The organism is Bartonella sp. AA2SXKL, assembly GCF_042197205.1.
Taxonomy (GTDB): domain Bacteria; phylum Pseudomonadota; class Alphaproteobacteria; order Rhizobiales; family Rhizobiaceae; genus Bartonella.
Genome location: NZ_JBHIRN010000004.1, coordinates 78221 through 90639 on the forward strand (window position 1 = coordinate 78221; position 12419 = coordinate 90639).

The window sequence follows — 12419 nt, forward strand, 5'->3', positions numbered from 1 at the left end:
GTCAATACCTTTGAAAATTGTAAAGCAGAATTAAAAGGAAGTTGTAAAATGGAAGTTGGTTTTCACTTTTATGGCTTCATATTCTCACCCAATTAGGTTTTATCTCCATTTCAGAAATTACCCCACCAGGTATACGCAACATCCTTATTCCTATCTGGCATACAAAAACAGGAGTTGCTCGTAGGCCCCTTATCCGTCTCAATATACCATCAAATATGCATCTGCTCTGACATTAGATATTGATACAGGTAACAAAAAACAAAAGATTTATTTGGAATAACAACGTCATAACATCACTATTAAATTGACAATGGAGTGGAAAAATATTCCCGTTTTTTATCATCGACACATCGCTTGTCTCACTCCATGAAAGAATTAAACTTGAAGCATGCTTCCATAGGGAGCACTCTAGTTTACGTAATTAACTCGCGGAAAAAAAGAAAATCCTAGTCATTTAGACTATTCTAAAACATATGATTGGTGGAAAAATAGAGCATATATATCGTTGTTCTCCCCTTTTTCCGCTCTTATTTGATATTTATTTTCTTTTTGTTCAAAGAGCACGCTCTATATTTCTTGATATCATAAAATACTCTTCATAGATAATTTAAAAAGCAATATTTCCGAGACTTTCAAATTGTACAACGCCACATAAAATACAAGAAGGGTAAAATAATATGGCTATATTTCTCACAAGAAGAGCTTTACTTACAAAGACCACCATTTGCAAAATATGTAAACATGATAAGAAACTAGCACAATATACTGCAAAAACGAAAGAATGTATTTCATGTGTGATTGGCAGTATGACACAGAAAATACTTATAATAGAGTAGTTAAGGGAAGAAAGTTAACCTAAAGAACATATGGAGGTATCAAAAACTTTGAAAATCTTAATCATAATTCAAAAAAGAGAAATAGACATGAAAAAAATTTAAGTAATAAAATCATAAAAGAAACACACTGTAACATTATCATTATTTTATGAAAAGTACTTCTGAAGAAGCTATAAACGCATAAGACATGGTAATTTTATAACTTATAGTGCAACATAAATATTATCTATAGAGATATATTTTTTATTGCCTCGTAATACGGAAAAAATTAAATTTTCAAGATATACATAAAGTCATAAACAATCATTTGATGACAAACTAAACATCTCTAGAAAATACATCATCAATTCTATTTTGGTAATTCCGTCACTAATCCAATGAGCTCCCATTTCTCTAAGATTTATAATATTAAATCTGTATTCACGAGGCTGTCCCTCATGTAACATGCATTCTTTGAATAAACGCAGTGCATTGTTCCTTAGTTCTATTAAGGCTTATCGTAAAGTCTTCTCCATCTCACTCTATAGGCCCTAAAACGTTTATAGACGGCATATTTTATATCCCTTCTTAAACAGTTTTTTACCCAAACATCTTTCTCTTGTAATGTATAAGTGACCATTTTAAATTCATCATGAACAAGTTTAAAATGAGAGAGTCCTGCTGTATTAAATATTCCATTTAAGTTAAAATATAAATATCCTTAACAAAAATTATTAATATATATTAAAGCTTTACGTTATTGAAACTCTGTTGAAACTAAAAAATACTTATCCCTTATCAAGTGCATAAACAGCATGTAATGTTCTAACCGCAAGTTCAGTGTAAGCACTATCAATCAAAATAGAAATTTTAATTTCTGAGGTCGTAATTGCTTGAATGTTAATACCCTTTTCAGCCAAAGCCTTAAATGCTGTAGCGGCAACACCTGCATGGCTACGCATTCCAATACCAATCACAGATACCTTGGCGAGATCGCTTTCAAACTGGAGAACATCAAATCCAATTTCTTTGCGATTCTTTTCAAGAAGTGTAACGGCTTTTTCTACATCTGATGATGGTACAGTAAAAGTCATATCAGTTTTTGAGCCATCTTCAGAAATATTTTGCACAATCATATCAACATTAATGCTTTCTTCAGCCAAGGGACCAAAAATTGCTGCCGAAATCCCTGGACGATCGGCAAGCCGACGAAGGGAAATTTGTGCTTCATCCTTAGCAAAAGCAATACCAGTAACATTTTGTTGTTCCACAATTTCATCCTCATCGCAAATAAGTGTTCCAGAAGAACTCATTGGATCCTCCATGCCTAACGCATCAGGATCCTCAAAACTTGAACGCACAAAGGTACGAACCTTATGAACCATTGCCAATTCAACAGAACGAACCTGTAAAACCTTTGCACCAAGAGAAGCCATTTCTAGCATTTCTTCAAAAGCTACTTTTGGTAAACGACGCGCTTTCGGCTCTATACGTGGATCCGTTGTATAAACACCATCCACATCCGTATAAATATCACAGCGATCAGCTTGTACAGCAGCGGCTATAGCAACAGCACTTGTATCTGATCCCCCACGCCCTAAGGTAGAAATCCGGTTATCCGGAGATAACCCCTGAAAACCAGCAATAACGGCAACCTGACCTTCCTGAAAACACTCGATTAAAAAAGATCCATCAATATTAGTAATACGTGCACGGCCATGCGCATTGTCTGTATGAATAGGAATTTGCCAACCAAGCCATGAACGTGCATTCACCCCCATTTCTTGAAGTGTCAAAGCCAACAAACCTGACGTAACCTGTTCACCAGAAGCAACCACAACATCATATTCACGAGCATCTCTATGCATAGAGGAAGCATCACTTGTCCACTGAACAAGTTCATTCGTTTTACCAGCCATCGCAGATACGACAACGGCAACCTCATTGCCTGCATCAACCTCTCTTTTGACATGCCTTGCAACATTATGAATACATTCAATGTTTGCTACAGACGTTCCACCAAATTTCATGACAATGCGCGCCATTAATAACACTCTTACCTTTACATCTCTTATCTCAAACAGTAATGAGAATTAGATGCTGTATCAACTAACCATTTTCTCGACATAGCGAATATCTATCATTTGTGCAAGTTTCATTATGATTATATTAATTTCTCTTGACTTTGTATAAAATCTACTTGACCTGATCATTAAAAATAAAGGAAGGCAACATGATCGATGAAACACAAACAACTATTGATCAAAGTGAAATTGATCATTTTTCACGTATTGCTACAGAATGGTGGAATCCACAAGGAAAATTTCGACCTCTTCACCAATTTAACCCAACGCGCCTTGCTTACATCAGAGAAAAAATCTGTTTAGAGTTTAATCGTGACCCTTCTTCACTTACGCCCTTTCACAATTTGAAAATTCTTGATATTGGCTGTGGAGGAGGCTTGTTATCTGAACCAATGGCACGTCTTGGTGCTATAGTTGTAGGCGTTGATGCTTCACAAACGAATATTGAAGTCGCAAAAACCCATGCAGCCCAAAATGATCTTTCCATTGATTACCGCACGACGACAGCAGAAGTACTTGCCAATGAAGGAGAAAAATTTGATATCATCCTTAATATGGAAGTTGTTGAACATGTCGCTGACGTTAATCTCTTCATAGAAGCTACAGCAAAAATGCTGAAACCACAAGGGGTGATGTTTGTCTCAACACTCAACCGCACATGGAAAGCATGGGGGCTTGCTATTGTAGGCGCTGAATATATTCTACGTTGGCTTCCTAAAGGAACCCATGATTATAAAAAATTCCTAAAACCTCTAGAACTTAAAAATTTCTTATCAAAAAACGCTCTGACTGTCGTTGATGAGATAGGTATTACTTATAACCCATTAAACGACAGCTGGAATCGCTCAAAAGACATGGGCGTTAACTATCTCCTTCTTGCAAAACGGTCTTAAGAATATGTAATTTACAAATATCATATGCCTTGTAATAAAGAATTGAGCTTTCCCTCAGCCTCTAAAGCATAAAGATCATCACAACCGCCAACGTGATAATCACCTATGAAAATTTGTGGAAATGTATTACGTCCATTTGCACGCTGTACCATTTCTTGGCGAAGAGATGTGGAAGCATCAATATCTGTATACTTTACGCCTTTTTTATTAAGCAAATCACGTGCTTTTGTACAATAAGGACAGTTAGGGCGTGTATAAATTATTACCTCTTTCATAGTATTATCCTCCAATATTTTTTAATAATATTCATTTTAAATTCCTCTTAAGAAGAGGGAAAAATAGAATCTTCTTTGAGAACACGCGAAAATGTTAGCACATCAACCTGTCGTGCACCTGCATCTTTTAATGCAGCAGCTGCTGCTGTAACTGTTGCACCCGTTGTAAATACATCATCAATCAGCAAAACAGAACATCCTTTGAGATATTTTTTAACTTTATGCGAAACCTTAAAAGCATTTTTTACGTTAAGTTTTCTCTCTCTCGAAGAAAGACTAACCTGCGGACGGGTATGCCGACAACGAACAAGCCAACTCGGTTTTAAAAGCTTTTTTTGTGATGCTGCAATGTAACGTGCAAGCTCAGCAGATTGATTATAACGCCTCTCCCAAAAACGACGAAAATGCAATGGAATGGGAATAATAACATCACAATCATCAATAACCTCGCGTCCAGCAAACATCATCCAATTGGCCATAAATGATGCCAATTCTATATGATCACCATATTTTAAGCGCGTTACTAAAGTTCGTGCAAGCCCTTTATGAACAATGACTGAGCGAACACGTGAAAAAGGATAGGAATTACGGAGTGCTTCACCACTAAGAAAACCATCCCCCATATCACAAACAAAAGGAGTCCCCATAACAGGACAATAAGGTTTTGTGATAAATTGAAGATCTTTCCAACATTCGGAGCAAATCGTACCATAAGTAAAAACATTTTGCTTACATCCAGGACAAATTGGTGGATAAAGCATCGTTTTCAAGCGTTCAACGAACTTACTTAGTATATCTCCGCTATTTAACGCCGCTTCTCGAAAATACAACATTATAAATTTAGGCTTTTACAAGTTTCCCTCAGAACAAAAGTTCCTTTGTATTTCCTCAATTTATAATTTTAATTCCTTTAAAAACTCTTACCTTCTATAAATTTATTTTCTTTCATATTATAAACTTGACAGAGCTTGCACAAATAATGAACCTTTTTAAAATATATTCTTTCATAGATCGAAAGTGTTCTACAATATGTCGCATCCTTTAATTTTTGATCATAACCGCATTGAAAAATTCCGAAAACGTGCCTTTCAAAAAGCAAAAAAAGGATGTGACTTTTTACTCTCTCACATGGCAGAAGATCTCTATAAACGCCTTAGCACTGTTGATCGCCTCTTTACATTAGCTCTCGATTTACACAGCCATACAGACCTTGCTGCGCAAGCTTTAATGAAATCTGGAAAAGTTTGTTCCATAGAACGCATTGAGACCGATCCGCTTTATCAAAGCCATGATAAAAAATTTCATTTACGTCATCGAGAATTTCTTGATTTACCTCAAAGTTACTGTGACCTTATTGTTTCACTTCTTTCATTACAATTGACCAATGATACCCCTGGTGTTCTAAGCCAGATAAAAAATACTCTTAAACCAGATGGCTTATTTCTTGCTGTTATGGCAGGAGCTGGTACATTAAGAGAATTGCGGGAAAGCCTGCTGCAAGCTGAAAGTGAAATTTATGGTGGAGCAAGCCCTAGAATCTACCCTTTTGCCGACATTCGTGATGCAGGCGCTCTTTTACAGCGTGTTGGCTTTGCCCTGCCTGTAGCAGACGTTGAAGATATCACAATACGTTATAATACAATGTTTGACCTTATGCACGATCTTAAAGCTATGGGAATGCAAAATGCACTCATCAATCGTTCACGACGCCCTGTATCCAAACGTTTTTTTCTCCGCGCAGCTGAAATCTATGCACAACGATTTAGTGATCCTGATGGACGTATTCGTGCACATTTTTCTTTCATCTGGCTCTCTGGTTGGGCTCCTCATCCCAATCAACAAAAACCGCTACAACCTAGTTCAGCGCAAATATCTCTTACAGATGTTTTACAGCCCCCAAAAATATAATCTAAAATTATTTTTTAAAAATACTTTTATCTGTTGTCCGTAATATTTGACTGGTGACCGTTCCAGCTATCATTGAATCGCTCACGTTTAGAGCAGTCCGTCCCATATCAATTAGCGGTTCAATAGAGATAAGTACAGCAACCAAAGTAACAGGAAGCCCCATAATTGGTAACACAATCAATGCAGCGAAAATAGCACCTCCCCCCACACCAGCAACACCAATAGAACTCAACGTTACAACACCAATAAGCGTAGCAATCCAAGTAGGATCAAGAGGATTAATACCCATAGAGGGTGCAATCATGGTCGCAAGCATCGCTGGATAAAGACCAGCACAACCATTTTGTCCAATTGTTGCCCCAAAAGAAGCTGCAAAACTCGCAATGGATTGTGGTACACCTATCCACTGTGTTTGCGCTTCAATATTCAAAGGAATACTTGCAGCACTTGAACGACTGCTAAAAGCAAATGTTAAAACTGGTAAAACCTTTTTGAAAAAACGAAAGGGATTAATCCCAGAAATACCAAGCAATACACCATGAATTCCAAAAATTAAAATAATACCGACATAAGAGGCAATGATAAAAACCAGTAAATTTAAAATATCTGTAATACGCGATATTGCTCCTACTTTCGTCATAAGTGCAAAAATACCATAAGGCGTCAAAGCAATCACAATACGGACTAACCGCATAATCCAAGCTTGTGCCACTTGAATAAATAAAAGCGCTTTTTCTCCTTTTTCTGGCTCATCTTTCTTTAAAAGAAGAACCGATGCACCTAAAAATGACGCAAAAATCACAACACTAATAATTGACGTACGTTTAGCTCCACTCAACTCAGCAAATGGATTTTTAGGAATCATAGACAAAATCATCTTTGGTATATTCATATCTCCAAGTTTAGAAATATGACCTTCAAGAAGAGCAGAAACATTTTGCCCTTCATGCACCAAACCATCGGTTGTTAATCCAAAAAAATTAACCACAAGCACACCAACCAATGCTGAAAGAGCCGTTGTAAAAAGCAATATTGAAATTGTTATTATACTCATCTTTCCAACAGCATAAACAGAATGTAAATGAGCAACTGCTGAAACGATAGAGATAAAAACCAATGGCATAACAATCATTTGCAACAATAAAATATAGCCCTCACCGACAATGTTAAACCATTCAACGGATTTCAATAAAGTGCTTTCACCCTCTCCATAAATAAACTGCAAAACACTTCCAAAAATCAAGCCAAGGATAAGCCATAGCATAACACGTAGTGAAAGACTCCATTGCATTTTCTTACTTTGAAAAACCAACAATAAAAAAATAACAAATAGAAATAAATTGACGAAAAAATTAAGTGTCATTGTCTATGCTCACTATTATTATGGTTGACATAAATAATCTGCATAATTCAAAATCAATGCATGATATTTAAAATTAACCTATAAAGCTTACAAGGCTTTTACAAAATCATTATTTTTTTAATTTATAGATTAAAAGAGAATTTTTTATCTACTAATAACTGTTTAAAGAAAATAAATAAAATTATTTTCTTATTCTTTAAATTTATGCTCTTATAAAATAGTTAAATAAGAAAAATATAAACAACATTCATTGCATCTTAATATTGAATAATTCCAGCATATCTTATCCTATAAATCTCCTTACCTCTCTCTTTTTCTATTTGAACTGAAGCGAGCTTTCCAAGCAAGGATGAATTAACAATCGAACATTCATGATTTTTCTAGAAAATACACCAACAAGCTACTTCTGCTCATTTTATGGACTGCACTCTCAATAGCTTTGATCAGCACTTCAAATATAATTATTTTATTGAAAATACTTTTTATACATTCTTTCTTTGCTCTCAATGAAAGCTTTTTTATTTTTCAAAACTCTTTTTATAGTCATAAAAAGGCTTTGAAATACAACATGTTGATTTATAATCATAATTTACTGTTTTGCATATTAAATGAGAGTCCCGAATAACGTAAGATTCTCTCATTTCAAACCTGTTTATCTTGAATCAATCAAAATCATTTGCTTGCACGTCACAAGCAGGGCTGGCGTATGAGTAAAAATGTATAAGAAAGAAGTAGAAAGACCTCTTATGAAACATCTTAATGCAAGAGTTGCCGTAACATTGGAGGGCGGAGCTTGAGCAGAAAATATAAATAATATGATTGCTTTTTATAATAGCGCAGTAAAACGTTTTAACGATACCTATTCATATGCTGATCGAACAACACGTGCATGTGCTATAGATAATTTTGTCACTTTAGATATAAAAAAGATAAGTTGGAGTTATAATGTTACGCAAGAACTAATAAGAGGAAAGGTTTTTGAATTTGAAGAGGCATGCCTCACTCAGAGTTCATATCATCCTTTTACGCAACAGTGGTTTTATTATAATCGGAATCTCAACGATGGAATTTACCAAATGCCTCGTATAGTCCTGATAGGACAAAAAGTTGAAAATAGGATGATACAAATTACAGGCATAGGAGCACGAAGCGTTTTTTCTGTATTGATAGCTAAGAATTTGCCTAATCTAGATGCAATAGATACAGGTCAATGCTTTCCACGGTATCTTTATAAAAACGTTGAATCTCTGTAACTGTTCATGATGAAAAACAATCCCATTTGTTTGCAAATTCAATAAAGGAAAGAAAAACATCTGGTTTACAGAGGCGTGATACCATTACGGATGAAGGACGAGCACATTTTAAAGCTGCTTATCCTAGTGAGAGCATAACAAAGACGATTACAAATTTCTAGATAATGAAAACAATGGAAAAGACTGAGGATATATGATTAAAATGAGAGGCTTTAAGTCTACAAATATTATAAATTTTATGAATAGTATAGTTTAAAGCATTAAAAGCAGTCTTACAGTAGATTTACAATGTATGGGGATGATTAATTGCCTATAATAAGTTGCGCTCATACTGATAAAGATTATTCTGCTATAGAAATGTTGTGCTTTTTTGAATTTTTGTGCGTATTCAAACACTCATTCGTTACAAGCTCAATCTCTTTATCTCGTGCCTCTTTATCAAGAATAATAGTATTTTAATATAATACCCCTTTGCATACAAATAGTTATTTCTTATCTATGAATAGCTTATAATTTCATATAACTCTATGAAGATAATATTTTTTATTTATCAATATTTAATGATGTAATTAACACATTCATTATATATAATAATCTTTATTTCTATCTATTTACATAATATATTTATTTTTTTTATAAAAATAAAATTGAGTTATACATACATAGATCTATCGGTATTTTTTCTACTGTCTTTTTAGCGCACTGAAAGATTGATATCGTAATTTTTGTATAATAAAATACTCTTTCATATAAGCATCGTATATTGAATTATAATAATTGACTATTAACCGCAAATTATATTTTTTATCCCTTTTAAAAGTAAAAAATATAATTTTCAGACCTATTCATAAGTAGGCTTAGCCAAGTGAATAAAAAATGTTTGATAATAAGCTTTATCTCTTATGAACTATCTTTTGTACAAAGGGACAACATTATGATTACGGAAATATCGTGATATTATTGGGTATAAAAATCACACTCCCCAAGAAATTTTTGTATTGTATCCTTTCCGTTATGAGAAATGTTAAAAGAAAGATAGGATATGCTCTCTAGAGCAAATGAGTGAATGAACCACCACGGTGATATGTATTTTTAAAAAAGTAGGAAGTATCTTTGCTTCAAATTTAATAGGCACATTCTAAAAATAAAGGTTCTACAGACTTATTCCAAATAGAATAGTAATGGGACAAAAATTTTTCAGCATCTGTTTGTCCCATTGCAACAACCTCTTCTAGAGGATTAAGAAAATTTGTTTCATCAAAACCATTCGTATCATACTGTTTGCGATTTTTTAAGCCTTTGCGAGCAATAGCGAGAGCTTGACGTGCTAACTCTAAAAGAATAGTTTGACGAAAAGGAGTTCTTAACCCTTCTTTAGGAACGCGTTGGCGCAACTCTAAAACTTCTTCAAAACACCAATCTTTTGTCAAAGCCTCTGCCTCATTAAGTGCTTCCCTATCATAAAGAAGCCCAACCCAAAAAGCCGACAACGCACAAATGCGCTTCCAAGAACCACAATCAGCTCCCCTCATTTCTAAAAATCTTTTTAAGCGGACTTCAGGAAATAACGTTGATAAGTGATTAATCCAATCTCCCATGTTTGGAATTGAATTTGCAACTTGTCCTTTTAATGCTCCATTCATAAACTGACGAAACGTTATGTGTGTACAATCATAATAACGACCATCACGCACAACAAAATACATTGGAACATCAAGGGCCCATTCAACATAATCAGCAAAACCAAAACGCTCAGAAAATACAAAGGGCAGAACGCCTGTCCTCTGATTATCCGTATTACGCCAAATTTCAGAACGCCACGATAAAAAGCCATTTGGGCGCCCTTCTGTAAAGGGCGAACTTGCAAATAATGCCGTTGCAATGGACTGTAACTTCATGGATACTTGCATTTTTCGCCGCATATCACTTTCAGATGAAAAATCAAGATTAACCTGAACTGTTGATGTGCGATACATCATATTAAGACCATTATACCCCACTTTAGGCATATAATCAGTCATAATCTGATAACGTGATTTAGGCATTCGCGGCGTTTCAGCTAAAGTCCACTTTGGACTAGCTCCAAGACCTAGAAAACCTATACCTAATGGTTCTGCAATTTTTTTGAGAAGAGTTAAATGCTCCATCAACTCGTAATATGTATGGCTTACTGATTTTAATGGTGCACCAGATAATTCAAATTGTCCCCCAGGTTCCAAAGAAATGGCTCCCTGATCAACTGATCCTACGAGCCCAATAATATTCTCTTCATCTAAAATAGGTTTCCATCCTAAGGCGCTTTGCATCCTCTCTAAAAGCGCTCGGATTCCCCTCTCTCCTTCATAAGGAACAGGGTGAAAACCATCTCTATAAAACGGAAATTTTTCATGTTCTGTACCAATGCGCCAATCATCTTCTGCTTTATACCCCCCTTGGAAATAGCTAACCAAAGAATCTAAGTTATAAATTTCACTTTCATCAGTTATATCAAGCGCCATAACTTACCGTATCCTATAATTGGTATCATCATCTTAAATAAATTGTTTAGAATGATTTTACAGATTTCTCAATCCATTGCCCAATCCCCCACGGTAGCATTAAGAAGAGCCAAAGCAGCAACAGCGGCAGTATCAGCGCGTAAAATACGCGGACCTAGTGATATTGGAACCACAAAAGGATGTTTTTTTAAAAAGCTCCGCTCTTCTTCACTAAAGCCACCTTCCGGTCCAATAAGAATACCAGGTGTTGTAACGTCACGCTTTTTAAAAGAAGGTAATGGATTATGCAATTTATGCTCTTCATCACAAAAGAATAAAGGCTGTGTCTCATCCCACTGTGCTAAAAGTTCTGCTAATGATAGAGCCGATACGCATTTAGGAAGAGATAAAATTCCACACTGTTCAGAAGCTTCAATAACATTGGCTTCCATACGCGCCATATTGATACGCGTAACCTGCGTATGATGCGTTATAACAGGCTGCAAAATCGATACCCCCATTTCAACAGCTTTCTGCACCATATAATCCAACCGCGCATTTTTGAGTGGAGCAAAGCAATAAATAAGATTGGAATGCGTCGTTTGTAATCTTTCTTGATGGATAAGCTGAACCACAACAAATTTTTTCTTAACAGTGATAAGTTTAGCAAGCCACTCACCATCCTGTCCATTAAAAAGTAAAATTTCTGCTCCTTCTTTCATACGCAAAACATGCATAAGATAAGAAGCTTGTGCCCCCTCTATCTTTATTTCTTCATTCAAAGCCAATGTCTGCCGGATAAATAATCTTTTAAGTTTATAATTTATGCGCATAAAAATTTTGCCAATGCTCACTATCGTCATCGAGAAAATGAAGAAAAATATATAGCAAAAAGAAAAAATTATATCTATAGAACTATAATATATTAAAGAATTATAGAGTTTTTTTAGCTTTATGAGATAATAATAGGAACTTATAGATCCTTAAGTGATTCTGCTTTCATAAAAGTTTAAATAATGCACCATTCATCTTTGCATTCAGTCATTGATGCATCCGTGGAGGAAAAATATGTCTGCTAAAAAAGCTACAATTATTACGATTACAACCCTCTTAGCCTTTATTTTGATTACAGTGGGAATTGGTTCTGTTGGAGCCGACGGGAAGCATACAATTACCAAAGATGGCTATGGTATTTCTTCTGCGATTCAATAAGCACTGGCCAACATCCTCCTTAAAATTTTAATGTTTTTTAGCAATTTTTATAAGATTAGCACTGATATTATGAATCTCTTGTATTTGAAAGATTCCATAAGAAGGTTTTTTATTCCTCTCTTCAGTCATTTATCTATAC

General features: G+C 35.0%; 10 protein-coding genes. 4 read left to right on the top strand and 6 right to left on the bottom strand.

The window, feature by feature from the left end; genetic code table 11:
- Positions 1-1603: 1603 nt before the first annotated feature.
- Positions 1604-2860, bottom strand: coding sequence for an aspartate kinase (locus ACFINS_RS04155; protein WP_375612083.1), 1257 nt, complete (start codon positions 2858-2860; stop codon positions 1604-1606).
- Between the two features lie 188 nt (positions 2861-3048).
- Here ACFINS_RS04155 and ubiG point away from each other — a divergent pair, with 188 nt between their 5' ends.
- On the top strand, positions 3049-3792 hold the full coding sequence (ubiG, locus tag ACFINS_RS04160; RefSeq protein WP_375612082.1) for a bifunctional 2-polyprenyl-6-hydroxyphenol methylase/3-demethylubiquinol 3-O-methyltransferase UbiG: 744 nt from the start codon (positions 3049-3051) through the stop codon (positions 3790-3792).
- Between the two features lie 20 nt (positions 3793-3812).
- Here the strand turns inward: ubiG and grxC are convergent, their stop codons facing one another.
- Together grxC and ACFINS_RS04170 are read right to left on the bottom strand one after the other, a co-directional pair.
- On the bottom strand, positions 3813-4067 hold the full coding sequence (grxC, locus tag ACFINS_RS04165) for a glutaredoxin 3 (protein ID WP_375612081.1): 255 nt from the start codon (positions 4065-4067) through the stop codon (positions 3813-3815).
- Positions 4068-4114: 47 nt separating this feature from the next.
- Entirely contained in the window at positions 4115-4900 is a 786-nt protein-coding gene (locus ACFINS_RS04170) for a ComF family protein (protein ID WP_375612080.1), read from the bottom strand.
- 196 nt (positions 4901-5096) lie between these two features.
- On the opposite strand from ACFINS_RS04170, the gene ACFINS_RS04175 reads away from it, so the two are divergent.
- Positions 5097-5975, top strand: coding sequence for a methyltransferase (locus ACFINS_RS04175; protein WP_375705916.1), 879 nt, complete (start codon positions 5097-5099; stop codon positions 5973-5975).
- A gap of 7 nt (positions 5976-5982) precedes the next feature.
- On the opposite strand, the gene ACFINS_RS04180 is transcribed toward ACFINS_RS04175, so the two are convergent.
- Positions 5983-7338: an L-cystine transporter gene (locus tag ACFINS_RS04180; protein WP_375638025.1), complete on the bottom strand. Its 1356-nt coding sequence runs from the start codon at positions 7336-7338 to the stop codon at positions 5983-5985.
- Positions 7339-8153: 815 nt separating this feature from the next.
- Here ACFINS_RS04180 and ACFINS_RS04185 point away from each other — a divergent pair.
- Complete coding sequence (locus ACFINS_RS04185) at positions 8154-8591, top strand: type ISP restriction/modification enzyme (RefSeq protein ID WP_375612077.1); 438 nt, start codon at positions 8154-8156, stop codon at positions 8589-8591.
- Between the two features lie 1124 nt (positions 8592-9715).
- Here ACFINS_RS04185 and ACFINS_RS04190 read toward each other — a convergent pair.
- A complete protein-coding gene (locus tag ACFINS_RS04190) occupies positions 9716-11089 on the bottom strand; it encodes a glutamate--cysteine ligase (RefSeq protein WP_375681149.1) in 1374 nt (457 codons plus the stop codon).
- Positions 11090-11157: 68 nt separating this feature from the next.
- The gene (locus ACFINS_RS04195) at positions 11158-11901 is read right to left on the bottom strand and encodes a 16S rRNA (uracil(1498)-N(3))-methyltransferase (protein ID WP_375629795.1); all 744 of its coding nucleotides are present in this window, start codon (positions 11899-11901) and stop codon (positions 11158-11160) included.
- 235 nt (positions 11902-12136) lie between these two features.
- On the opposite strand from ACFINS_RS04195, the gene ACFINS_RS04200 reads away from it, so the two are divergent.
- Positions 12137-12280 carry a hypothetical protein gene (locus ACFINS_RS04200; RefSeq protein ID WP_273790383.1) on the top strand — a complete coding sequence of 48 codons (144 nt, stop codon included), beginning with the start codon at positions 12137-12139 and terminating at the stop codon, positions 12278-12280.
- Positions 12281-12419 lie beyond the last annotated feature (139 nt).

Coding starts and splice junctions, on each gene's coding strand:
- ACFINS_RS04155 (WP_375612083.1), bottom strand. CDS start 2,860: ATGGCGCGCATTGTCATGAAATTTGGTGGAACGTCTGTAGCAAACATT.
- ubiG (WP_375612082.1), top strand. CDS start 3,049: ATGATCGATGAAACACAAACAACTATTGATCAAAGTGAAATTGATCAT.
- grxC (WP_375612081.1), bottom strand. CDS start 4,067: ATGAAAGAGGTAATAATTTATACACGCCCTAACTGTCCTTATTGTACA.
- ACFINS_RS04170 (WP_375612080.1), bottom strand. CDS start 4,900: ATGTTGTATTTTCGAGAAGCGGCGTTAAATAGCGGAGATATACTAAGT.
- ACFINS_RS04175 (WP_375705916.1), top strand. CDS start 5,097: ATGTCGCATCCTTTAATTTTTGATCATAACCGCATTGAAAAATTCCGA.
- ACFINS_RS04180 (WP_375638025.1), bottom strand. CDS start 7,338: ATGACACTTAATTTTTTCGTCAATTTATTTCTATTTGTTATTTTTTTA.
- ACFINS_RS04185 (WP_375612077.1), top strand. CDS start 8,154: ATGATTGCTTTTTATAATAGCGCAGTAAAACGTTTTAACGATACCTAT.
- ACFINS_RS04190 (WP_375681149.1), bottom strand. CDS start 11,089: ATGGCGCTTGATATAACTGATGAAAGTGAAATTTATAACTTAGATTCT.
- ACFINS_RS04195 (WP_375629795.1), bottom strand. CDS start 11,901: ATGCGCATAAATTATAAACTTAAAAGATTATTTATCCGGCAGACATTG.
- ACFINS_RS04200 (WP_273790383.1), top strand. CDS start 12,137: ATGTCTGCTAAAAAAGCTACAATTATTACGATTACAACCCTCTTAGCC.